This window comes from Streptomyces abyssomicinicus, assembly GCF_008974245.1.
Lineage (GTDB): Bacteria > Actinomycetota > Actinomycetes > Streptomycetales > Streptomycetaceae > Streptomyces > Streptomyces abyssomicinicus.
This window is the reverse complement of sequence record NZ_BBZI01000006.1, coordinates 677,039-700,282: the sequence shown is the minus strand read 5'-3', so window position 1 is coordinate 700,282 and position 23,244 is coordinate 677,039. Positions and strand designations below refer to the sequence as shown.

Annotated in this window: 15 protein-coding genes and 2 pseudogenes; 13 read left to right on the top strand and 4 right to left on the bottom strand. The window is 72.0% G+C overall.

What is annotated here, in order from left to right; translation table 11 throughout:
- Positions 1-86: 86 nt before the first annotated feature.
- The 6 genes and pseudogenes from GBN72_RS10545 to GBN72_RS10520 all read left to right on the top strand — a co-directional run bounded on the left by GBN72_RS10545 (position 87) and on the right by GBN72_RS10520 (position 6,323).
- A complete protein-coding gene (locus GBN72_RS10545; RefSeq protein WP_151771442.1) occupies positions 87-1,091 on the top strand; it encodes a septum formation family protein in 1,005 nt (334 codons plus the stop codon).
- Between the two features lie 175 nt (positions 1,092-1,266).
- On the top strand, positions 1,267-2,019 hold the full coding sequence (locus tag GBN72_RS10540; RefSeq protein ID WP_151771441.1) for a GntR family transcriptional regulator: 753 nt from the start codon (positions 1,267-1,269) through the stop codon (positions 2,017-2,019).
- Positions 2,020-2,282: 263 nt separating this feature from the next.
- The gene (locus GBN72_RS10535) at positions 2,283-2,492 is read left to right on the top strand and encodes an SPOR domain-containing protein (protein WP_151771440.1); all 210 of its coding nucleotides are present in this window, start codon (positions 2,283-2,285) and stop codon (positions 2,490-2,492) included.
- 24 nt (positions 2,493-2,516) lie between these two features.
- The gene (locus GBN72_RS10530; protein ID WP_151771439.1) at positions 2,517-2,918 is read left to right on the top strand and encodes a (deoxy)nucleoside triphosphate pyrophosphohydrolase; all 402 of its coding nucleotides are present in this window, start codon (positions 2,517-2,519) and stop codon (positions 2,916-2,918) included.
- 259 nt (positions 2,919-3,177) lie between these two features.
- Positions 3,178-3,456: pseudogene (locus GBN72_RS10525) on the top strand (ATP-binding protein); the annotation flags it as partial.
- A 317-nt stretch (positions 3,457-3,773) separates the two neighbouring features.
- Complete coding sequence (locus tag GBN72_RS10520) at positions 3,774-6,323, top strand: SpoIIE family protein phosphatase (protein WP_246212406.1); 2,550 nt, start codon at positions 3,774-3,776, stop codon at positions 6,321-6,323.
- Between the two features lie 6 nt (positions 6,324-6,329).
- On the opposite strand, the gene GBN72_RS10515 is transcribed toward GBN72_RS10520, so the two are convergent.
- The 3 genes from GBN72_RS10515 to GBN72_RS10505 all read right to left on the bottom strand — a co-directional run bounded on the left by GBN72_RS10515 (position 6,330) and on the right by GBN72_RS10505 (position 10,497).
- Positions 6,330-7,967, bottom strand: a complete 1,638-nt coding sequence (locus tag GBN72_RS10515; RefSeq protein WP_151771438.1) for a transposase — start codon at positions 7,965-7,967, stop codon at positions 6,330-6,332.
- Positions 7,960-8,535, bottom strand: a complete 576-nt coding sequence (locus GBN72_RS10510) for an IS607 family transposase (protein ID WP_151771437.1) — start codon at positions 8,533-8,535, stop codon at positions 7,960-7,962. The genes GBN72_RS10515 and GBN72_RS10510 overlap by 8 nt, the downstream gene beginning before the upstream one ends.
- Positions 8,536-8,751: 216 nt before the next feature.
- Positions 8,752-10,497: a hypothetical protein gene (locus GBN72_RS10505; protein WP_151771436.1), complete on the bottom strand. Its 1,746-nt coding sequence runs from the start codon at positions 10,495-10,497 to the stop codon at positions 8,752-8,754.
- A gap of 362 nt (positions 10,498-10,859) precedes the next feature.
- Between GBN72_RS10505 and GBN72_RS10500 the strand changes: the two genes are divergently transcribed.
- Positions 10,860-13,088, top strand: a complete 2,229-nt coding sequence (locus GBN72_RS10500; RefSeq protein WP_151771975.1) for an ABC transporter family substrate-binding protein — start codon at positions 10,860-10,862, stop codon at positions 13,086-13,088.
- 6 nt (positions 13,089-13,094) lie between these two features.
- On the opposite strand, the pseudogene GBN72_RS10495 reads toward GBN72_RS10500, so the two are convergent.
- Positions 13,095-14,084, bottom strand: a pseudogene (locus tag GBN72_RS10495) (nuclease/transposase family protein); the annotation flags it as partial.
- Positions 14,085-15,009: 925 nt separating this feature from the next.
- Between GBN72_RS10495 and typA the strand changes: the two are divergent.
- The 6 genes from typA to GBN72_RS10465 all read left to right on the top strand — a co-directional run bounded on the left by typA (position 15,010) and on the right by GBN72_RS10465 (position 23,229).
- Positions 15,010-16,917 carry a translational GTPase TypA gene (gene typA, locus GBN72_RS10490; protein WP_151771435.1) on the top strand — a complete coding sequence of 636 codons (1,908 nt, stop codon included), beginning with the start codon at positions 15,010-15,012 and terminating at the stop codon, positions 16,915-16,917.
- Between the two features lie 437 nt (positions 16,918-17,354).
- On the top strand, positions 17,355-18,971 hold the full coding sequence (locus GBN72_RS10485) for a peptide ABC transporter substrate-binding protein (protein ID WP_151771434.1): 1,617 nt from the start codon (positions 17,355-17,357) through the stop codon (positions 18,969-18,971).
- Between the two features lie 172 nt (positions 18,972-19,143).
- Entirely contained in the window at positions 19,144-20,073 is a 930-nt protein-coding gene (locus GBN72_RS10480; protein WP_151771433.1) for an ABC transporter permease, read from the top strand.
- Positions 20,066-21,013: an ABC transporter permease gene (locus GBN72_RS10475; RefSeq protein WP_151771432.1), complete on the top strand. Its 948-nt coding sequence runs from the start codon at positions 20,066-20,068 to the stop codon at positions 21,011-21,013. Before GBN72_RS10480 ends, GBN72_RS10475 begins: the two co-directional genes overlap by 8 nt.
- 16 nt (positions 21,014-21,029) lie before the next feature.
- Entirely contained in the window at positions 21,030-22,079 is a 1,050-nt protein-coding gene (locus tag GBN72_RS10470) for an ABC transporter ATP-binding protein (protein ID WP_151771431.1), read from the top strand.
- Positions 22,072-23,229, top strand: coding sequence for an ABC transporter ATP-binding protein (locus tag GBN72_RS10465; RefSeq protein WP_151771430.1), 1,158 nt, complete (start codon positions 22,072-22,074; stop codon positions 23,227-23,229). Before GBN72_RS10470 ends, GBN72_RS10465 begins: the two co-directional genes overlap by 8 nt.
- Positions 23,230-23,244: the final 15 nt, after the last annotated feature.

The following is a 23,244-nucleotide window of genomic DNA, read 5'->3' as shown; positions in this document are numbered from 1 at the left end:
GCCGCGGCGGGGGCGAGGCACATGCGGTGCGGGGCGGTACCTACGCTGCGCTCCTGACCGGACCGACGTTCCAGGAGCGCAGCGCCATGACCGGGGACCCCATCCCTTCCTCGCCGGACACCACCCCTTCCTCGCCGGACCCCGGCACGTCCCCGCGGCCCGCTGCGAAGCGGTGGCGGCGGAGGTACCTCACCGGCGGGGCCGTCGCCCTCCTCCTCGGCGGCGCGGGGGCCGTGGCCCTCGTCCAGGGGGGCGGACCGCAGGACGGGAAGGCGGCGGCGCCCGCCGAGTGGCAGCTCCTCCGGTACGGCGGATGCCTCGCCGAGCCCGGCTTCCCCGGATACGACCGTCGTGAGTACGTGTACGCGGACACCGGCCCGGAGTTCACGGAGGTCCCCTGCGAGCAGGCGCACGAGGCGGAGGTGTTCGGGGGTCTGGACGTCGAGCCGGGCCCCTACCCCGGTGAGGCCCGCCTGACGAGGACCGCCCCCAGGGTGTGCCTGGAGAGCCTGGCCACCTACGCCATGGACCCCTGGGAGCTGCCCGGAGACGTCACCTACGCGTACTTCTACCCGCTGGAGGACGACTGGCGCGCGGGCACCCGGTCGGTCGTCTGCCTGTTCCGGCCCGACCAGGGGGCGGACCCGCTGCGGGGTTCCCTGCGGCGGACGGCGGACGCCTTCGACATCGACCAGCTCGCCTACCTCGGCGAGGCGGGCGAACTCAGCACCGCGCTGAACCTGGTGCCGGCCGGGCACCCGGAGGAGGACCTGGCCGGCAACACGGAGTGGGCCGCCGACGTCGCCCGCGAACTGGAGGAGATGGCCGCTCTGCTGGACTCCCGGGGCTGGCCCGCCGACGCGGCCCCGTCCGCCCGGTCCCTCGCCGGGGAGGTCGAGCGCGCCGCCGAGGCATGGCGGGAGCTCTCCCGGGCCGAGGACGCCGAGACCTTCTCGACCCGGTGGGAGGACGCCTCGAACCGGCTGGGCACCGGCACGCCCAGCGTGTATCCGCTGCGTGAGCGGCTGGGCCTCACCACGGAGCGGCCACAGGTGAACGGCGGCTCGATCACCCAGCCGGAGGCGCTGTGAGGGCCGTGTTTCCACGGGACTGAAGCGGCCCCGGGCTGGGCAGGATTTGCCCGCACAGAGCCTGGTCAACCGTGGTTCATCACATCGGGTGAAACGCTGGCCCTCGCTTGCGTGCAGCAACCCACGGTTGCCAGTCTGTGGCTGCCTGTACAGCCCGATCGAAGCGGAGCGGCCAGTGACATTCGGTGAGCAGCCGGCGTATCTACGCGTCGCGGGTGATCTCCGGAAGAAGATCGTCGACGGTTCGCTCCCGCCGCACACCCGTCTCCCCTCACAGGCCCGGATCCGCGAGGAGTACGGCGTCTCCGACACGGTGGCGCTGGAGGCCCGCAAGGTGCTGATGGCCGAAGGGCTGGTCGAGGGCCGGTCGGGGTCCGGGACCTACGTCCGCGAGCGCCCGGTGCCGCGTCCCGTCGCGCGCTCGGGCTACCGCCCGGCGGGGGGCGCGAGTCCGTTCCGCCAGGAGCAGGCCGACGAGAAGGCGCGCGGCACCTGGGAGTCACGCAGCGAGCAGGCGGAGGCCGATCCGGAGATCGCCGAGCGCCTGCGGATCGAGCCGGGCGACCGGGTGATGCGCACCCGGTACGTGTTCCGGGAGGCCGGGGAGCCGATGATGCTCTCCACCTCCTGGGAGCCCCTGGCCCTCACCGGGCGTACGCCGGTGATGCTGCCGGAGGAGGGCCCGCTGGGCGGGATGGGCGTGGTCGACCGGATGGCCGGGATCGACGTCGTGGTCGACAACGTCACCGAGGAGGTGTCGGCCCGCCCCGGGCTGGCCGAGGAACTGCTCGAACTCGGCGGCGTGCCCGGCCATGTGGTGCTGGTGATCCGCCGGACGTTCTTCGCCTCCGGGCGGCCCGTCGAGACGGCGGACGTAGTGGTCCCGGCCGACCGGTACCGCGTCTCCTACCACCTTCCGGTGCGGTAACTCGCGAGGTAACTCCCTTACCGGCGGCGGTGGGCGGGCTGTCACGGGCGTCGGATTTCGGACGACCTGGGGGACTGAGGGTCGTTCCGTCGCACAGGAGCGTAAAGGTCAGGCGCACGCCCCGAGGGGGCGTGCGCCCCCTCGGCATGGCCGGTTGCCTGCCTCTTTGTCCGAAGTCGTGTTCGCTGCGTGAAGGTTGGGCGTACGCTCGGGCATATGCGTACAGCGGTTTCACCGATGAGGCCGGGACTCGGAGAGGCGCGATGAACGACGGGACGATCACTCTGCCCTGGCAGGTCATTCGCCAGGACGACAACGGCAACCGCTACCGGGTGGGCCAGTACGCCACGCGCGCCGAGGCCCAGAAGATCGCCGACACCCTCGACGCGCGCGGCCACAAGCAGCTCTACTGGGTCGAGCGGATCAGCTCCGCCGACTCGGCGGGCCACCCCAGCCCGTCCAGCACCACCTGACCCGCTCCCCCTATGCTCCGGCGCATGACGGTACGCATCACCGTGGTCGGAGCCGCCCTGTTCGACGAGGGCCGGCTGCTCGCCGCGCGCCGTAGCGCGCCCCCGGAACTCGCAGGCCGCTGGGAGCTGCCCGGCGGGAAGGTCGAGGAGGGCGAGGCGCCCGAGGAGGCGCTGGTGCGCGAGCTGCGCGAGGAACTGGGCGTGCACGCGCGCGCCGTCGGGCGGGTCCCCGGCGAGTGGCCGTTGCGCGAGCCCTACGTCCTGCGGGTGTGGACCGCCGCCCTGGAACCCGGCTCCCCGGCCCCCGAACCCCTGCAGGACCACGACGAACTGCGCTGGCTGGGCCCCGAGGAGGTCTGGGACGTCGACTGGCTGGACCAGGACGTGCCCGCGGTCCGCCAGGCGCTCGGCCACCGTCCGGCGTAGCGGTCCCCTTCGTCCGGCCCCCTCCCGGCCGCCCCGCCGCCCGGCGTGCCATGCCCGGGGAGCCGTCGCCGCCCGGCGCGGCTTCCCGGGAAGTCCGTCCACCGCCACCGCCACCGCCACCGACACCGCCTCGCCGCCGCGGCGCACCCGCACCGGGCATCCCACCCGCCCCGCGGTACTCGCATGTCTGTGCGGGTATGACTCCATATGGCATGGATCGCCCGGCGAGGCGGTCACGGTCCCCGGAGAGGCGGCCGACGTGCTCGATACACGGAAGACGCACCGCGCCGCGTGGACCTTCCCCGCGTCGCCCCGCACGGTCCCGGCCGCGAGGTCGGCGGTGACCGGGCGGCTGGGGCGGTGGGGACGGGACGGCGTGCGGGACACGGCGGCCCTGCTCGTCACCGAGCTGGTCACCAACGCCGTGCGCCACGGCAGGGGTGGTCCGGTCGAGCTGCGCATCGCCGCCCCGGAGACCGGGCCGGGAACCCTGCTCGTCGAGGTCGGCGACGCGTCGCCCCGGCCGCCGCGCCACCGCGGCCGGGTAGCGCCCGAGGACGAGGGGGGCCGCGGGCTGGTGCTGCTCGCGTACTGCGCGCGGGCCTGGGGTGTACGGCCCGGCCCCCGGGGAAGGCGGTGTGGTTCGAGCTGGCGCTGCCCGGGTGAGGGCGGCGTGCCGGTCGGGGCTCGAGACCTCTCATGCCGTTACGACGTGCACACGGTTCGGGCGGGATATGGGTGGTTAGGAGACCGGGGGAGTGAAGGACGGTGTCGCACGGCGGCGCGGTGCTGGATACTGCGGGCAGCCGCCCGAGGTGACCGGCCCGGGTGGGTGTGCTGGAGGGGACGGTTCGCGTGGGCGGGATACCACCGAAGGGCCCGGGAGACGAGGCCCCCGAGGTCGGCGGGACATGGCAGAGCGGGCCGCCCGGATCTCTTTACGACGCTCTGCGCATCGCCTCCTTCTCACTCGGCCCGGACGGCCTGGTCGACCAGTGGAGCCGACGCGCCGAACGGCTGCTGGGCATCCCCGCACGGCTGGTCCTCGGCCGCGACCCGGTGGAGACCTTCGTGCCGCCCACCCTGCGCGACCGGGGCCGCCGGAAGATGGCCGAGATCCTCGACGGGCGCGAGTGGACCGGTGTCGTCCCCTACCGCCGCCCCGGCGAGGACGGCGGCGAGGGGGCCGACGGGCTCGCCGAGATCCACGTCATGCCCACCCGCAACGGCGAGGGCGAGCGGGCCGCGCTCTGCCTGGTGGTCGACGTGCGCACCCTCCAGGGGGTCGAGGCCGACCTGGCCGCCTCACAGGCCATCTTCGGTCAGTCCCCGTTCGGCTTCCTGCTGATCGACACCGACCTGCGGATCCAGCGCGCCAACCGGCGCTTCGCCGCCGTCTTCGGCGGCCGCCCCGAGGACCACCTCGGCAGGGGCGTCCACGACTACCTCTCCGCCTCCGAGGCGGAACGGGTCTCGGCCGCGCTGCGCCAGGTGCTGGAGACCGGTCACTCCGTCACCGACATGCACGTCAACGGCACCGCGGGCAAGGCCGGGCAGCCGCGCGACTGGTCGGTCAACCTGTACCGCGTGCACGGCGGCAGCGGCCGCCCGCTCGGCGTCGCCTGGCTGGGCATAGACGTCACCGCGCGCAAGGAGGCCGCCCGCGAGGCCGCCGCGGCCCGCCGCAACCTGCACCTGCTCAACGAGGCCGGCGCCCGCATCGGCAACAGCCTCGACCTGCAGACCACCGCGCGGGAACTGCTCGACGTCGTCGTCCCCCACTTCTGCGACCTCGCCACCGTGGACCTCTACGAGGCCCTGCTCGACGGCGACGAGGCCGCGCCGGGCCTGGCCGACGGCAGCGCCGCGCTGCGCCGGGTCGCCTTCGCCAGCGCGGTCGCCGACCTGGCGTTCCCCGCCGACGACGCGCCCCACGAGGTGGGCACGGTGCACCACTACCCGTTCAACTCGCCCGCCGCGGACGCCCTGCGCACCGCCGAGCCGAGGCTGGTGCCGCCGGCCGGCGGCCACCGCAGGACCCTCTCCACCCTGGCCGTGCCGATGGTCGCCCACGACACCGTGGTCGGCCTGGTGAAGTTCGCCCGGGTCACCGGCAGCGAGCCCTTCGGCGAGCGGGACCGGGCGCTGGCCGCGCAGCTGGCCTCCAGGGCCGCCGTCTGCATCGACAACGCCCGCCTCTACCGGCGCGAGCACCAGCGGGCGCTGATCATGCAGCGTTCCCTGCTGCCGCCCGGCGACCCGGAGGCGGCCGGGCTGGACATCGCCTGCCGCTACCTGCCCGGCAGCTCCACCGCCGAGGTCGGCGGCGACTGGTTCGACGTCATCGAACTCCCCGGCCACCGCACCGCCCTGGTCGTCGGCGACGTGATGGGGCGCGGCCTGCGGGCCGCCGTCGCCATGGGTGAACTGCGCACCGCCGTCCGGACGCTGGCGCTGCTCGACCTCGGCCCGGCGGAGGTGCTGGGGGCGCTCGACGAGATCGCCCGCGGCCTCGGCTCACCCGGCCTGCCCGCGCAGAAGGGCGGCCGCACGGCGCGGCGGCCGGAGGGCGCGGATCCCGCCGAGGTCTACCTCGCGACCTGCGTGTACGCCGTCTACGACTCGGTCACCCGGCGCTGCGTCTTCGCCAACGCCGGGCACCTGCCGCCGGTGGTGGTCGAACCCGGCCGGCCCGGGGTGATGCTGGAGGTCCCGCCGGGGATGCCGCTGGGCGTCGGTGGCGAGCCGTTCGAGGAGGTCGAGGTCGAGCTCCCCGACGGGGCGCTGCTGGCCCTCTACACCGACGGCCTGGTCGAGTCCCGGCACCAGCCGCTGGACGACGGTCTGGAAGCGTTCGTCGCCGCGATCACCGATCCGACCAGGCCGCTGGAGGAGGTCTGCGACCAGGTGCTGGGCGCCCTGGACACCCACCACGGCGAGGACGACATCGCGCTGCTGATGGCCCGGATCCGGGGGCTGCCGCGGGACTCGGTGGGCGACTGGACATTCCCCGCGGAGGCGCGCAGCGTGGGCCGGGCCCGCGACCACACCCGGGAGCAGCTCGCCGGATGGGGTCTTCAGGCACTGGGCGACACGGCGGAGCTCCTGGTCAGCGAGCTGGTCACCAACGCGCTGCGGTACGGCGAGGGCGACATACGGCTGCGGCTGCTGCTGGACCGGACGCTGGTGTGCGAGGTGTGGGACGCGGGGCTGGTGCAGCCGCGGCGGCGGCGGGCGCGGGACACGGACGAGGGCGGGCGAGGGCTGCAGCTCGTCCAGCTGCTCAGTGCGGCGTGGGGATCGCGCCGCACCCACCGCGGCAAGACCGTCTGGTTCGAACTCTCCCTCCCCAAGGACGGCGCCCCCGGACCCGACCCCACCGACGCCTTCCTCAGCCTCTTCTGACCGTTCCTAATCAGTGAGCAGGAGTGGGTCTTGGACCCTTACCTGGCCAACTGGCGCATTCCGAACGGTTTTGGATGCGCTGGTCGCCCGCGTTCCTGCCGCGTCCGGCTGCACACATCGCGTGCGTGGTCCGGGGACGTGGGGGCGGGGTTCCTCACGCCGCTGGTCACGTGGTCCGGCCTGGGCGGTCCGATGCCCGCCGGCATCGCTCTGGTGCTGGCGGGGCGGTGTCGTCCGTCGCCGGATCGCGTGCCCGAGGGCGCGCCTACCGATCGCCACCGAGGCGGCGGCGTGTCGGGAAGTCTGTCGTTTCTTGCTGGTCAGCGGCTTCTGCCAGTGTTCCGCGCCCCACCTGGAGGTGTAGGCGGGGTCGACGGCGATCACGCCGATACCGGCTTCCGCGCACAGCGACAGGAGCCGGGCGCGGAGTTTGCCGGTGGGGATGCCGGAGATGAGCTGCCGGAATTTCTTCTTGCGGCCGTGCTTCTCGCGGGTTGTGGAGTCGGTGAAGTCCAGGTCCTCGATCGCGATGGCCTGGACCGCGCACGCCTGCGCCCAGTGCAGGAGGCGGGTGAGGGCGTGCCGGAGTTGGGCGTCACGGTGGCCGGCCGAACCGCTGAGGTCGTAGTCGAAACGCCGGGGTGCACCGGTCGGGTTGCCGTACTGGTCCAGACGCCACGCGGCCAGGTGATCGGCGTTGGTGTCGACGCCGATCACGCCACCGGCCCGCAGGGTGTCCAGTGGGATCACGGGCAGGTCTTTGCGGGTCCAGGAAGCGTCCAGGTACCAGCGGGCACAGGTGGTGTCGAGGTCGATGCGGTAGGCCACGGCTCTGTTGTGGGCGACGCGGTCGCGCCACTCCTCGCCCCGGTGCGGGAACGAGACCTTCGCGGCCAGCACGTAACGGCTGTGCCGGGCGTTGGCCAGGCCGGCGAGCGGCGCGGGAAGTCTGATCGACACTTCGCCGTCCGGGGTGACGCGGATCGTCTCATTCCCGTACCGCTTGCCGGACTCGCCGTCGGCGGTCAGAAACCAGCGGGCCGCTTCCCACTCGGCACGCCACTGCTCGGTCGTCTTCCCGGCGGCGTTGAGGTTATGGCGCTGGTTCAGGAGGCGACGGCCGCCGCGTACGACGGACACTCGTCCGGCTTCCCGCTCGGCGTGTACCTGCTCGTAGCGCTCTTCGAGGATCGCCAGACGGCGCGTCTTGGCGAACCACTCGTGCTGGGAGCGGTAGCCGCCGGGCGTGCCCCGGCTGCCCTTCTGGCCGAGCGGGAGGGACAGGCGGTGGCGCAGGGTGCGGATACCGGCGTCCAGCGACGCCAGGTGCTGGTGCTGGGCCCGGCGGGAAAGACCGCACTGGTCGTGGGTGTGGGAGGTGACCGAACCTGCCCACCGTGAGGAAGAGTCGGCGGTCAGCTCCCGCTTCCGGGCGGCCCACGTGTCGGTGGAGTGGTCCGGGCCGTCACGGCAGCGCCGGGCCAGATCAGCGGAAGCGAGTTGGCCCATGTGCTCGCCGACGGCCCGCAACACCTTCTCGTCCTTGGGCGTGAGGCCCTTGAGACGGTCCCGAATCGAAACGCCGGACGGCCCGTCGGCGACGAACGGGCGGGCGACCTGCCGGAGCTGCTTCCTCTCAGCCATGCTCAGCCGCCTCCAGCGCCTTCCTGGCGCGGTTCTTCGCCGACCGGCGCCCGTACAAGCGAGCGCAGAACGACGTCAGCACGTCCACGATGTCCTGCACGAGGTCGTCTTCGACCTCGCCCTCGTCCAGCACGACCAGACGCCGCCCGGTCGCGGACAGGGCGGCCTCAACGAGTTCGACGTTCATCCGGCCGAGGCGGTCCTTGTGCTCCACGACAACCGTGGTCACCGCCGGATCGGCCAGCAGCCGCTTCACCTTCGTGCGGGCACCGTTCATTCCCGAGGCGATCTCCGACTCCACCCGGACCACCGGACGGCCGGTGGTCGCGGCCCAGCGAGTCAGCCGGGCTGCCTGGCGCTCCAGATCTTCCTTCTGATCACGAGAGGAGACGCGGGCATACAGTCCCAGACCGCCGACCGCTTCCGGCGCGGTGTTCGCCTCGATGTTCACCAGGATCGTGCGCGGGCCGACCCTCTGAGCCGGTACCGGCAACGTCCCCTCACGGAACCAGCGATACGCGGTCTGCGGATGCACGCCCTGCGTCTTCGCCCACTCCGTCAGATTCACACCCCAACAACGACACTCACTCATACATGGTTACGCTCACTCACCCGACTTCCCAGACCAAAGGATGGACACCCCCGCCGCCGCGCCGGGGGCGGACCCGCCGTCCGCCGCCCGGCGGGGCGGGTCACCGCGGTGTGGCGGCGGGACCGCCGGCGCTCGGTCAGGGGCGATGCCGCCCGGGCCGGTCTCACGGGGGCGACGCCGCCAGGGTCGGCCTCACGGGGCGATGCCGCCCGGGTCGGTCTCACGGGGCGTCACGGCGGAGCCGCGCCGTCCCCGGGTGGCGGGGCCGCCGAAGGAACCGGGGGGACCACCGTCCGCGCCGCCCCCCAGCAGGACGCCCCCCAGCACCGCGCCTCCGACCCCGCCGCCCCGCGGCCCGAACGCGTCCCGGTACGCGCGGACGTCCTCCTCGGCGAGCCGCCGCGCCTGCCGGGCCAGGCCGTCCGCGTCCCGCGCGTCCTCCGGGGCCCGCTCCGAGACCGCGCGGGCCAGCAACCGGTGCGCCTCCGCCAGCCGCACCCGCGCCCGCACCCCCACGGCCCCCCGGTGCGCCGCCAGGTAGTCCTCCGCGGCCGCCGCCGAACACCGGGCCACCAGCACCGCCGCCGGGAACAGCGCGTCGTCCCCGTCCGGCGGGCGGGCCTCCGGCAGCGGCACCGCCGTCGTCGAGGTCCGTACCACCCGCCGCAGCACGTCCAGCGGGTCGCAGGCGCCCTCGTCGACCTCCGCGCGCAGCGCCGTCAGCGGCTCCTTGCCCACCCTGGCGACCGCCGCCGCGAAGGCGTCCGGCACCGCCTCGTCCGCCTCGGCCAGCTCCGCCGCCAGCCGGTCCACGCCGTTGACCAGAGCGGCGACCTGTGAGATCGCGCCCTCGGCGGCACGCAGGTGCATCGCCGCGGTGGCCGGGTCGCCCAGATCGCCGGTCTGTCGCGAGCGGTTGAGCCGGCTGGTCGCGAACACCAGCCGTTCCTTGGCCAGCTCGACCTGGCCGGAGACCGTCATCACCGCGGACGGCGCGTAGCGCGCCCCGATCGCCGCGAGGTTGGCCTCGCTCGCGCCGACCCGCCCGGTCAGCGCGCGGAACCGCTGCTCGGCGACGGTCAGCGCCTCGGGGGCGCCGGAGCCGTCCTCCAGACACCGCAGCCGGTCGAACGCCTCCGTCTCGGAGTCCAGCCGCCGCCCCACCGCGCGGCACCGCTCCAGCACCTCCTGGAGCACCGCGACGCGGCCGGGGCCGGGCGCCGCGTCGTCCGCGGGCGGCTCCCCGGCGTCGTGGAGCAGGGCGAACACCGCGGCGACCTCCGCCTCGGCCGTCCGCACCGCGCGTGCGAACCCCTGGACGGCGGCCGCCCCGAACCTCGCCTCGGCGAACCCGAGCTCCTCGCGGCTGGTGCGCACGCTGTCGTCGGCCTCGACCAGCGCGCTCCCGGCCCGGCCCTCCAGTTCCGCCACCGGCACGTCCGGCCGGGCGCCCCGGGCCCGCAGCCGGGTCAGGGCACCTCCGCCGCGCGCGGTGTCCGCCGGCGCGGCCCCGGCGTCGGAGCCGGCCACTGTGTCGGTGCCGGTGGCGGGCGTACGCGTACGGGTCCGGCGGGCGCGGCGGACGTAGCCGTAACCGGCCAGGACGCCGACCGCGCCACCGAGCACCACGGGAAGGGCGACGTCCGCCACCGACGTGGCGGCCCGCTGTCCGGCCAGGTCCCCGTCCCACGCGTCCGCCGGGACGGCGCCTCCCGGATCGGCGCCTTCCGGAGCGGCGCCTTCCGGAGCGGCGCCTTCCGATGCGGCGGCCTCCGGGACGGAAGGCGCCGACGAGGCGGGCGCGGACGGCGCGGCGGAGGCCGGCGTGCTCCAGACAGGGGAGGTCAGCAGCAGGAGGAGGGCGGCGGCGGCCCCGGTCGGCGCAGGGGTGCGCCGAGGGGGCCGGGTGCGGCTCGGTGGTGACGGGGTGGGCATCACAGGGGGGAGCGTATGGCCGGGTCCGTCCGTTCGCGACCGGTATGCGGCTGAATCAGGCCAGCACCGGCCGCAGAGTGATCGACAGTGACGGCGGCCCGCGACACGCCGAGGCGGTGCGCGCGGTGTCCCGTTCGGCCCAAGGTTGCGCCGGACGGGTGGGATCGGGTGCGGTCTGCCGCCGTGTCGCAGGACAACGGCGGGTTCGTGGCCTTGAGTGGGCCATAAATCTCATCGGTAAATCGGCAAAAACGACCAAACAACCCGTTGCCCGGGCGTCGCCCGGGCGCAGCTCGACGCCCGCGAAGCGGCTCGCCCCGGAGGCAGCAGTGACGTACCACCACCGTGTCGGACCGCGCGCCGTCATGCGCTCGGTCGTCTTCCTCACCGCGGGTCTGCTCGCGGTGACCGCGCTCTCCGGATGCGGCTCCGGGGAGGTGGCGGGCGAGCCGCTGGCCGGCCCCGACATCGCGCCCGCCACCCGCGAACGGATCAAGGACGGCGGCACCCTGCGCTGGGCCGTGGACTCGGTCCCGCAGACCCTCAACACCTTCCAGTCCGACGCCGACGCCACCACCGACCGGGTCGCCCAGGCCTCGCTCCCCGTCATGTTCCGGCTGGACACCCGGGGACGCCCGCAGCGCGCGCCGGAGTTCCTGGAGTCGGCGGAGGTGGTGGGGACCGAGCCCAAGCAGGTGGTGCTCTACAAGCTCAACCCGGCCGCCGTCTGGAGCGACGGCAGGAAGATCGGCGCCGCGGACTTCACCGCCCAGTGGCACGCCCTCGCCGGACGCAACAGCGCCTTCTGGACCGCCCACAACGCCGGCTACGACCGGATCGAGAAGGTCCAGCGCGGCAAGAACGACCAGGAGGTCAAGGTCACCTTCGCCCGCCGCTACGCCGACTGGCGCTCGCTGTTCTCCCCGCTGTACCCGAAGGACGTCATGGGTACCGCGGAGGCCTTCAACACCGGCGCCCGCACCGCCCTCAAGGTGACCGCCGGGCCGTTCGCGGTGACCTCGGTCGACCGCCGGCGGGGCAACGTCGTGCTGGAGCGGAACAAGCGCTGGTGGGGCAACCCGGCCAAGCTGGAGCGGATCGAGCTGCGGGCGGTGCCGCGGGACAAGCGCACCGCGGAACTGGTCGCGGGCCGGCTGGACGTCGCCGAGGTGGACCCCGGCCAGGCCGGGCGGATCGCCTCCGCGGCCCCCGGCCCCCAGGGCAGCCCCGCGCCGAAGGGCCGGGCGGCGCCGCTGATGGGCCCGGGCGCCCCCGAGGCCGGCACACCCCTCGGCGCGCGCGGGGCCGGTCCGGCGGGCGCCGCGGACGCCGCCGCGGCCACGCTCTCCTGGGCCGCGCTGCACGGCTCCGACGAGCGGGCCGCCGACGCCGAGAGGACGGCGCTCAGGAAGCGGGCGGAGGCCGAGCGGCGGTTCACCGCCGAGCAGAAGGGGCTCGCCAAGTTCGAGGTGCGCAAGTCCCTGGAGCCCGCCTACACCCAGCTCGCCCTCAACGGCGCCGAGGGGCCGCTGGCCGACGAGCGGGTCCGCCGGGCGGTGGTCAGGGCGCTGGACCGCGGGGAGCTGGCCAGGGCCGTGCTGGGGCCGCTGGACCTGCCCACCGACCCGGTCGGCAGCCACGTGGCCCTCGCGGGACAGCCGCACTACGCCGACGGCAGCGGGGCGCTCGGCGGTCACGACGCCGAGAAGGCGCTGGCGCTGCTGGACGAGGCGGGCTGGAAGCAGGGCGGCCCGGTCAAGGAGGCCGCGGCGGGACCGGCCGGGGCGGAGGTCCGCGGCAAGCCGGCCACCACAGGCTCCCCCGCCCCTTCCCCCTCTTCCCTCTCCTCGTCCTCCTCCGCAGCCTCGTCCTCCTCTCCCTCTCCCTCTCCCGCTCCCTCCTCCTCCTCCGCGGAAGAGGAGGACGGCGACGCGACCTACGTGGTCGGCCAGGACAACCGGCCACCCGCCCGGGACGCCGGCGCGCAGCAGGGCGGCGGCATGCCCGGCGCCTACGCCCCCCGGGCCACCGCGGCGCCCGCGGGCGCGGAGGCGGCGCAGCTCGCCAAGGACGGCAGGCCGCTCACGCTGCGGTTCGTGCTGCCGTCCGGGCCGGGTTCGGAGTCGCTGCGGACGGTCGGCGACCGCATCCAGCGGATGCTGCGGCGGGTCGGCATCCGCACCGAGATCAGCAGGGTGCCGGACGGCGACTACTTCAAGGACCACGTCGCCAACGGCCAGTACGACCTGGCGCTGTACTCGTGGCCGGTCTCGGCCTACCCCGCCACCGACGCGCGGCCCATCTTCGCCAAGCCGGTGCCGGCGGCGGACGGGTCGCTGGTGGTGGAGCAGAACTACACGCGCGTCGGCACGGACGAGGTGGACCAGCTGTTCGAGCGGGCGGTCACCGAGCTGGACGAGGAGGAGGGGCGCGAGCTGATGCGGCGGGCCGACGAGCGGATCTGGTCGGCGGCGGGGTCCGTGCCGTTGTACCAGCGGCCGCAGTTGGTCGCCGTGCAGCGGACGGTGGCCAACGCGGGCGCGTTCGGCTTCCGCACCCCGCTCTACGAGGACATGGGCTTCCTCACCAAATGACCGTTCTCAAAGACTGAGCGGGAGTGAGTCCTGGGTCCAGGTCCAGGTCTTCTCGTGCTCAGCCGCGTGTCCCGAACGGTGTTGGGCACGCTGGTCGCCCGCTTTCGCTCTCGTGTCCGGCGTGGCGGATCTGGTCCGTTGTCCGGGGATCGAGGGGCGGGTTTCCTCACGCCTCCGGTCGCCCGGTCCGGCCTGGACGGCTCGATGTCCCGCACGATCGCTCCGGTCGTGTGGGGGCGTTGCCGTCCGACGCCGGACCGGGCGCCCGAGGGCGCGTCGTCCGATGGCGATGGCCGCGGCGTCGTGCCGGGTCACCGCACGCTTCGGTGTGGTGAGGGGTGTCTTCCAGTGCTGGGCGCCCCAGATGCTGGTGTAGGCGGGGTCGACGGCGACAACGGTCAGGCTGTGTTCGGCGGCCATGTTCACGATCCGCGCCTTCAGCCTGGCGGTGGGGATGCCGGAGATGGTCTGCCGGAACCTTGTGCGGCGTCCGTGTTTCTCCCGGGTGGTGCTGTCGGCGAAGTCGAGGTCCTCGATCGCCACCGCCCCCACCCCCGTGGCCACCGCCCAGTGCATCAGCCGGGTCAGCGCGTGCCGCAACTGGGCGTCGCGGTGTGAGGCGGCGCCGGTGAGGTCGTAGGCGAAACGCCGGGGCTCGCCGGCCGGGTTGCCGTGGGCGTCGAGGCGGTAGGCGGCGAGGTGGTCGGCGTTCATGTCCACACCGATCACCCCTGCCGCGCACGCCGTCTCGAGGGGGACGGCGTGGAGTGGGGGCCGTTTCCAGGAGGCGGTGAGGTACCAGCGGTCCCGGAGGGGGTCGTGGCGGATGCCGTAGGCGACGGCACGGTGGCCGGTGACGCGGTCGGCCCACTCCTCACCCCGGTGCCGGAACGAGATGCGGCCGGTGAGCGCGTACCGGCCGTGCGGGGCGTTCGCCAGATGCTCCAGCGGTGTGGGCAGTTTGATGCTGACCTGGCCGTCGGGGGTGACGCGGACCCCCCCCGCCCCCTTGCCTCTGCGGACAATCGTGCCGCCGCGCGGTGCCCGCCCTCCCGTGCTGCGGGCAATCGTGCCGCCGCGCGGTGCGGAGCTCCCGCCCTTCCGTCTGCGGGCAATCGTGCCGCTGGGGCGATGGGGGTGCTCCCCCAGACTCCGTCCGGGGGCACCCCCCACCTGCTCGAGCGAAGTCGAGAGCTCGGGGGAGGGTGGGCGCAGGCCGCACGTACGCACGTGACGGCTCGCTCCGCGGACGTAAGCCCCTTGGGAAGGGGGCGGGTCGGGGGATGAACAGTGCTGTCCGCCGAGGCCCGGCTTGTACATGCCGCAGTGAGGTCACGCGTGTACGGCGCAGCGCGCTTGGGCTTGGTGGAGCGGACCGCTCGCCGCGTACGGCGCCGCCCTGCGCCCGCCCGTGCCGCCCTCTGGGCGGCCCAGCCGCCCGCAGGGTGGCGGGCACGCGCCCGCAGGGCCGGTGGGGCGCGCGCCCGCAGGGAGGGCGGGGCGTACGCCCGCAGGACGGTCGGAGCAGGCGCCCGCAGGGTGGCGGGCACGCGCCCGCAGGACCGGTGGGGCACGGCCCGCGAGGCGGTGGGGGCTCGTGTCCGCAGGGTGAGGGGTGGTGGCACGCTCGCGGGGGTGCGGGGGGCCGCAGGATGGGTGCGGGGTGGGGGAGCGGGGGGTTCCGTATCCGGGGGCGGGCGGCCGGGGCGTCCCGAGGGATGGGACGGAGCGGGGTGATCGCGAGGGCGGGGGGACGGGTAAAAGGGGCCTGACCTGGAAGAAGACTCCCCGCGGCGGGGAAAGCCGCCTCACCCCCGTACGATGGGGTAAGGCCGTGGCATGTAACCGCCCGGCAGAAGGCCCCGCGCCACCCACCGAGGCGCGCGTCGGCCACCTCACACTCCCGGGAGTTAGTCGCACTATGGCCACGCGCCACGACATCCGCAACGTCGCCATCGTCGCCCACGTCGACCACGGCAAGACGACCATCGTCGATGCCATGCTCAAGCAGGCCGGCGCCTTCGCCGCGCACCAGCTGGAGTCCGTCGACGACCGCGTCATGGACTCGAACGACCTGGAGCGTGAGAAGGGCATCACGATCCTCGCCAAGAACACGGCGGTGAAGTACCACCCCAAGGACGGCGGGGAGCCCATCACCATCAACATCATCGACACCCCCGGCCACGCCGACTTCGGCGGCGAGGTCGAGCGCGGTCTGTCGATGGTGGACGGCGTCGTCCTCCTCGTGGACGCCTCCGAGGGCCCGCTGCCGCAGACCCGCTTCGTGCTGCGCAAGGCTCTGCATGCCCGCAAGCCCGTCATCCTGTGCATCAACAAGACGGACCGGCCCGACGCCCGCATCGACGAGGTCGTCAACGAGACCTACGACCTCTTCCTCGACCTGGACGCGGACGAGGACCAGATCGAGTTCCCGATCGTCTACGCCTGCGGCCGTGACGGCGTCGCCTCGCTGACCAAGCCTGCCGACGGCACGGTCCCCGAGGACAGCACCAGCCTGGAGCCGTTCTTCTCCACCATCCTGGAGCACATCCCGGCGCCGACGTACGACGAGGGCGCCCCCCTCCAGGCGCACGTCACCAACCTGGACGCCGACAACTTCCTCGGCCGCATCGCGCTGCTGCGCGTGATGAACGGCGAGCTGCGCAAGGGCCAGACCGTGGCCTGGATGAAGCGCGACGGCTCGGTGACGAACGTCCGCATCAGCGAGCTGATGATGACCGAGGCGCTCACCCGCAAGCCGGCCGAGGTGGCCGGCCCCGGCGACATCTGCGCCGTCGCGGGCATCCCCGACATCACCATCGGCGAGACGCTGGCCGACCCGGAGAACCCGGTCGCCCTGCCGCTGATCCAGGTGGACGAGCCGGCCATCTCGATGGTCATCGGCACCAACACCTCCCCGCTGGTCGGCCGCGGCGCCACCGGCAAGGGCGCCGACAACAAGGCGGCCGTCAAGGACCGCAAGGTCACCGCCCGCCAGGTCAAGGACCGCCTCGACCGAGAGCTCATCGGCAACGTCTCGCTCCGCGTCCTGGACACCGAGCGCCCCGACGCCTGGGAGGTGCAGGGCCGCGGCGAGCTGGCGCTGGCCATCCTGGTCGAGCAGATGCGCCGCGAGGGCTACGAGCTGACCGTCGGCAAGCCGCAGGTGGTCACCCGGGAGATCGACGGCAAGGTCCACGAGCCCGTGGAGCGCCTGACCGTCGACGTGCCCGAGGAGCACATGGGCGCCGTCACGCAGCTCATGGGCGTCCGCAAGGGCCGGATGGACAACATGTCCAACCACGGCTCCGGCTGGGTGCGCCTGGAGTTCGTGGTGCCGTCCCGGGGTCTCATCGGCTTCCGCACGGAGTTCCTGACCCAGACCCGCGGCACCGGCATCGCCCACTCCATCCACGAGGGCCACGAGCCCTGGTTCGGCACCCTGACGACCCGCAACAACGGTTCGCTGGTCGCCGACCGCTCCGGTGCCGTCACCGCCTTCGCGATGACCAACCTCCAGGAGCGCGGCGTGCTCTTCGTGGAGCCGGGCACCGAGGTGTACGAGGGCATGATCGTCGGCGAGAACTCCCGCTCCGACGACATGGACGTCAACATCACCAAGGAGAAGAAGCTCACGAACATGCGGTCGTCCTCGGCCGACTCGTTCGAGGCGATCGTGCCGCCGCGCAAGCTGTCGCTGGAGCAGTCCCTGGAGTTCTGCCGCGACGACGAGTGCGTCGAGGTCACCCCGGAGGCCGCCCGCATCCGCAAGGTCGTCCTCGACCAGCGTGACCGCGCGCGCACGGCGTCCCGCGCCAAGCACTCCTGAGCCACGGCGGCCGCGCGCGGCCGCCGCTCGAACCGGAGCCGGGCCTTCCTTCCACAGGAAGCGCCCGGCTCCGGCCGTTTCCGGCCTCCCGGTGCCCGGGCGCCGGAACGCGGTGTCTGGAATGCGGACGCCTCCGACCGATAGATGTGTAACAAGTCCGTTTCGCAGTGATCTATCAGCAGGTTGTTTGTCCGGATTTTGGAAGAAGTACGCCTCAGGTGTGATCGAACCGCAACCTCTTGGGTGTGGTTCGGTCCGATGTGGATGGCAGATAGTTAGGCGCGTAGATAGCTCGGGTGAACGGGGCACGTGCTGCGAACGGCGCCGACTCACGAGCGCGGGGGCGCGGCATTTCGACCGGTACGGCCAACAGGTCTTTCCGGCCATGTCGTGACACCCACGGTTGACCCACATTGGACTCATGAGGAGGACCCCCAATGCGCGGTGCAAAGAGCGCCAAGTGGCTGGCGGGAGCCATCGTCGTCGCCCTGGCCGCCACGGCCTGCAGCTCCGGCGAGAAGGACGACAAGGCCGCCGCCGGCGACAGCAAGCGGTACGTGTCGATCAACGTCGGTGAGCCGCAGAAGGGCATCATCCCCTCGGACACCAACGAGTCCAACGGCTCCTACATCGTCGACGCCGTCTTCGCCGGTCTGCTGACCTTCGACGACAAGGGCGGCATCGAGTACCTGAACGCCGAGTCGGTCACCACCGAGGACTCGAAGCTCTGGACGGTCAAGCTGAAGGAGGGCTGGAAGTTCCACGACGGCACCCCCGTCACCGCGAAGTCCTACGTGGACGCGTGGAACTGGTCCGCCCACGTCGACAACGTCCAGCAGAACTCGTTCTGGTTCGGTGACATCGCCGGCTACGACGACGTGCACCCGGCGAAGGAGGGCGCGAAGGCCAAGGCGGACACCATGTCCGGCCTGAAGGTCGTCGACGACACCACCTTCACGATCGAGCTGAAGGAGGCCATGCCCTTCTACCAGTACAAGATCGGTTACTCCACCTTCGCCCCGCTCCCCGAGGCGTTCTTCAAGGACCCGAAGGCGTTCAGCGAGAAGCCGATCGGCAACGGTCCCTACGAGTTCGAGAAGTGGGACCACAACAAGGTCATCAAGGTCAAGGCCTACGGCGAGTACAAGGGCGCCAACAAGGCGAAGAACGCCGGTGTCGAGTACAAGACGTACGAGACCCCCGAGGCCGCCTACCAGGACCTGATGTCCGGCAACCTGGACATCATCGACCAGGTCGGCCCGACGGACCTCGCCAACTACGAGTCCGACCTCGGTGACCGCGCCATCAGCCAGTCCTACGCGGCCGTCCAGACGCTGACCCCGGCCTTCTACTCGAAGTCCTTCAAGGACATCGACGTCAAGGTCCTCCAGGGCCTGTCGATGGCGATCGACCGCGAGACCATCACCAAGACGGTCCTCCAGGGCACCCGCACCCCGGCCGACGGCTTCGTCGCCCCGGGCGCGCAGGGCAAGCAGACGCTGGACACCGACGTCTTCAAGTTCGACGCGGCCAAGGCCAAGCAGCTCATCGAGGACGGCGGCGGCGTCCCGGGCAACAAGATCTTCATCCAGTACAACACCGACGGTGGCCACAAGGAGTGGGTGACCGCGGTCTGCAACTCCATCACCAAGGCCACCGGTGTGGAGTGCGAGGGCGACGCCAAGCCGGACTTCGCCACCGACCTCGAGGCTCGTGACAACGACCAGGTCAAGTCGTTCTACCGCGGTGGCTGGGTGGGCGACTACCCGCTGAACGGCAACTTCATCAAGGAGCTCTACCACTCGCAGGCCGAGTCCAACAACGGCCACTTCGAGGACAAGAAGCTCGACGACGCGATGAACAAGGCGGACGCCTCCAAGACCCTCGAGGAGTACGTCGCGGCGTACCAGGAGGTCGAGAAGGAGCTCGTCAACCACATGCCGTCCATCCCGCTGTGGTTCTACGAGATGAACGGCGGTCACGGCGAAGAGGTCGACAACGTGCACGTCGACTGGCACGGCCAGTACAAGCTGTTCGACGTCACCGTCAAGTGACGCGGTGCCGGGGGCCGTTGAGGCCCCCGGCCACACCCTGCACGACCGTCCCGGCACGCGGAGCGTTCACCCCCTCCGTGTGCCGGGCGCGCGGGGCTCGCTCCGAACCGGCCCTTACCAGGGCCCTTTCGGCGTGGGGCCCTCTTTTCGATCTCTGACCATGGAGGCACCCATGGGGCACTATGTCGCCAGACGACTGCTCCAGATGATCCCCGTCTTTATCGGGTCCACGCTGCTGGTCTTCCTGATGATGTACGCGCTGCCCGGCGACCCGGTGCGCGCGCTCGCAGGCGAGAAGGCCGCCGACCCGACACAGATCGCCAAGCTGAAGGCCGACCTGGGCCTGGACCAGCCGATCCTGGTGCAGTACTGGAACTACCTGACGGGCCTGTTCCAGGGTGACTTCGGCACCCAGATCGCTTCGCGCCGTCCGGTCGCCGACGTCATCGCCGAGGCATGGCCGGTCACCGCGCAGCTCGCGATCTTCGCCCTGGTCTTCACCGCCGTCGTCGGCATCGGCATGGGAGTCATCGCCGGTCTGAAGCCCAACAGCGTCCAGGACCGCGTCCTGCTGTTCATCACGCTGCTGCTGGTGTCCATCCCGTCGTTCGTGCTGGGCCGTCTGACCCAGACGTTCTTCGCGTTCCAGCTCGGTTGGGTCGAACCCAACGTGTCGCTGGAGGAGAACTGGCACGAGCTGCTGATGCCGGCGGCCGTCCTGGCGGCACTGTCCCTGGCCTACGTGGCACGCCTGACCCGTACGTCGGTCGTGGAGAACCTGCGCTCCGACTACATCCGCACGGCCGTCGCCAAGGGCCTGCCCCGCCGCCGCGTGGTGGGTGTGCACCTGGTGCGCAACTCGATGATCCCGGTCGTCACCTACCTCGGCGCGGACCTCGGCACCCTGCTGGCGGGCGCGGTCGTCACCGAGGGCATCTTCAACATCCACGGCATCGGCCTGACGGTCTTCGAGGCCCTGCAGCGCCGTGAGGGCTCGACCGTGGTGGGCATCGTCAGCCTCATCGTGATGGTCTACCTGATCGCCAGCCTGCTCGTCGACCTGCTGTACGCGGTCCTGGACCCGAGGATCCGGTATGCCTGAGAACACCGCCGTCGTGAAAGAGACCCCCGAGCCGGTGAAGGCCGAGGCCGCCCCGGCGAAGGGCGCCGGCACCGGCAAGCCGCGCAGCCTCTGGTCCGACGCCTGGCACGACCTGCGCCGCAGCCCCCTCTTCATCGCCTCCGCGGTGCTGATCCTGGTGCTGCTCTCCATGGCGTTCTTCCCGAGCCTGTGGACCGACGGTTCGCCCACCGAGGCGGACCTCGCCAACAACTACCTGCGCAAGCCCGAATGGGGCGCGGTGTTCCAGCCGGAGTGGTTCGGCTACGACATCCAGGGCCGCTCGGTCTACAACCGCGTGATCTACGGCGCCCGCGCCTCCATCATGGTCGGCGTCCTGGTCACGCTGATCGTGACCTTCCTGGGCACCCTGATAGGCATGCTCGCCGGCTACTTCGGCGGCCTCCTCGACACTGTGCTGTCCCGCATCACGGACATCTTCTTCGGCATCCCGTTCCTGCTGGGCGCGCTGGTCGTCCTGACCAGCTTCGAGAAGCGCAGCGTCTGGGTCGTGATCCTGGCGATCTCGTTCCTCGGCTGGACCTCGATGGCGCGTGTCGCCCGCGGTGCCGCGATCCAGGTCAAGCAGGCGGACTACATCCTCGCGGCGAAGGCCCTGGGCGCCTCCACCTTCCGGATCCTGACCCGGCACGTCCTGCCGAACGCGCTGGCGCCGATCATCGTGGTCGCCACCACCGCGCTCGGCGGTTACATCGCCACCGAGGCCACCCTGTCCTTCCTGGGCGTGGGCCTCCAGGAGCCGCTGGTCTCCTGGGGCGTGGACGTCGCCGGTGCCTTCCGCTCGATCCGCAACGCGCCCTTCGTGCTGATCATGCCGTCCGTGCTGGTCTCCATCACGGTGCTGTCCTTCCTGATGTTCGGCGATGCGGTGCGCAACGCCCTCGACCCGAAGCTGCGCTGAGGGAGGCGTACACAACATGACTCTCATCGACGAGGCTCCGGTGCCCCAGGGTGCCGACGACTCCGGGGCTCCGCTCCTGGAGGTCCGCGACCTGCACGTGGAGTTCCACACCCGGGACGGCGTGGCCAAGGCGGTCAACGGTGTCAACTACACCGTCAACGCCGGCGAGACGCTGGCCGTGCTCGGCGAGTCCGGCTCCGGCAAGTCCGTGACCGCTCAGGCGATCATGGGCATCCTGGACATGCCCCCCGGCCGCATCCCCAAGGGCGAGATCCTGTTCAAGGGACAGGACATGCTCAAGATGTCGGGCGAGGAGCGGCGGAGGATCCGCGGCGCCAAGGTCGCGATGATCTTCCAGGACGCGCTGTCCTCGCTGAACCCGGTCTACTCGGTGGGCTTCCAGCTCGGCGAGATGTTCCGGGTCCACCGCGGCATGTCCAAGAAGGAGGCCCGGGCCAAGGCCATCGAGCTGATGGACCGGGTGAAGATCCCCGCCGCCGCCCAGCGCGTGGACGACTACCCGCACCAGTTCTCCGGCGGCATGCGCCAGCGCATCATGATCGCCATGGCGCTGGCCCTGGAGCCGGACCTGATCATCGCCGACGAGCCCACCACGGCCCTCGACGTGACGGTCCAGGCCCAGGTCATGGACCTGCTGGCCGAGCTCCAGCGCGAGTACAACATGGGCCTGATCCTGATCACCCACGACCTCGGCGTGGTCGCCGACGTCGCGGACAAGATCGCGGTGATGTACGCGGGCCGGATCGTCGAGACGGCCCCGGTGCACGAGCTGTACAAGCGGCCCGCGCACCCCTACACCAAGGGCCTGCTCGAGTCGATCCCGCGCCTGGACCGCAAGGGCCAGGAGCTGTACGCGATCAAGGGCCTGCCGCCCAACCTGACCCGCATCCCCACCGGCTGCGCCTTCAACCCGCGCTGCCCGCAGGCCACCGACCTGTGCCGCAGCGACGTCCCGGCCCTGTTCCCGGTCACCGAGCGGGACGGCGCCGACCTGGCCGGCCGCGGTTCGGCCTGCCACTACTGGAAGGAGACGCTCCATGGCTGAGCTCAGCAAGAAGAACGAGCCCGCAGAGCCCGTGGACGCCACTCCGAACGTCACGGAGGTCGAGGTCGTCGACGCCGCCTCCGAGACGGCCGCCATCGCGGCCATCGAGGCGCCGGTCGACCGCGGTGAACCGATCCTGCAGGTGCGGAACCTGGTCAAGCACTTCCCGCTGACCCAGGGCATCCTCTTCAAGAAGCAGGTCGGCGCGGTCAAGGCCGTCGACGGCATCTCCTTCGACCTGTACCAGGGCGAGACGCTGGGCATCGTGGGCGAGTCCGGCTGCGGCAAGTCCACCGTGGCCAAGCTCCTGATGCACCTGGAGACGGCCACCGCGGGCCAGATCTTCTACAAGGGCCAGGACGTCACCAAGCTGTCCGGGCGCGCGCTGAAGGCGGTCCGCCGGAACATCCAGATGGTGTTCCAGGACCCCTACACCTCGCTCAACCCCCGTATGACGGTGGGCGACATCATCGGCGAGACCTTCGACATCCACCCCGAGGTCGCCCCCAAGGGCGAGCGCCGGCGGAAGGTCCAGGATCTCCTCGACGTCGTCGGCCTGAACCCGGAGTACATCAACCGCTACCCGCACCAGTTCTCCGGCGGCCAGCGCCAGCGCATCGGCATCGCCCGCGGCCTCGCGCTCAACCCGGAGATCATCATCTGCGACGAGCCGGTCTCCGCGCTCGACGTGTCGGTGCAGGCGCAGGTCATCAACCTGATGGAGAAGCTGCAGGACGAGTTCAACCTCTCCTACGTCTTCATCGCGCACGACCTGTCCATCGTGCGGCACATCTCCGACCGCGTCGGCGTGATGTACCTCGGCAAGATGGCCGAGATCGGCACGGACGCGCAGATCTACGACCACCCGACGCATCCCTACACCCAGGCGCTGCTGTCGGCGGTCCCGGTCCCGGACCCGGCTGCCCGCGAGAACCGTGAGCGGATCATCCTCACCGGTGACGTGCCGTCGCCGGCCAACCCGCCGTCGGGCTGCCGGTTCCGGACGCGGTGCTGGAAGGCGCAGGACAAGTGCGCGGAGGAGGTGCCGCTGCTGGCGGTCCCCGAGCGGTTCAAGGGGCAGGACACGCCGGCGGCGCACGAGTCCGCGTGCCACTTCGCCGAGGAGAAGGACGTCGTCCACGCGGCCTGACGTCCCTCCCCGCCC

Coding starts and splice junctions, on each gene's coding strand:
- GBN72_RS10545 (WP_151771442.1), top strand. CDS start 87: ATGACCGGGGACCCCATCCCTTCCTCGCCGGACACCACCCCTTCCTCG.
- GBN72_RS10535 (WP_151771440.1), top strand. CDS start 2,283: ATGAACGACGGGACGATCACTCTGCCCTGGCAGGTCATTCGCCAGGAC.
- GBN72_RS10530 (WP_151771439.1), top strand. CDS start 2,517: ATGACGGTACGCATCACCGTGGTCGGAGCCGCCCTGTTCGACGAGGGC.
- GBN72_RS10515 (WP_151771438.1), bottom strand. CDS start 7,967: ATGGCTGAGAGGAAGCAGCTCCGGCAGGTCGCCCGCCCGTTCGTCGCC.
- GBN72_RS10500 (WP_151771975.1), top strand. CDS start 10,860: ATGCGCTCGGTCGTCTTCCTCACCGCGGGTCTGCTCGCGGTGACCGCG.
- typA (WP_151771435.1), top strand. CDS start 15,010: ATGGCCACGCGCCACGACATCCGCAACGTCGCCATCGTCGCCCACGTC.
- GBN72_RS10485 (WP_151771434.1), top strand. CDS start 17,355: ATGCGCGGTGCAAAGAGCGCCAAGTGGCTGGCGGGAGCCATCGTCGTC.
- GBN72_RS10480 (WP_151771433.1), top strand. CDS start 19,144: ATGGGGCACTATGTCGCCAGACGACTGCTCCAGATGATCCCCGTCTTT.
- GBN72_RS10475 (WP_151771432.1), top strand. CDS start 20,066: ATGCCTGAGAACACCGCCGTCGTGAAAGAGACCCCCGAGCCGGTGAAG.
- GBN72_RS10470 (WP_151771431.1), top strand. CDS start 21,030: ATGACTCTCATCGACGAGGCTCCGGTGCCCCAGGGTGCCGACGACTCC.
- GBN72_RS10465 (WP_151771430.1), top strand. CDS start 22,072: ATGGCTGAGCTCAGCAAGAAGAACGAGCCCGCAGAGCCCGTGGACGCC.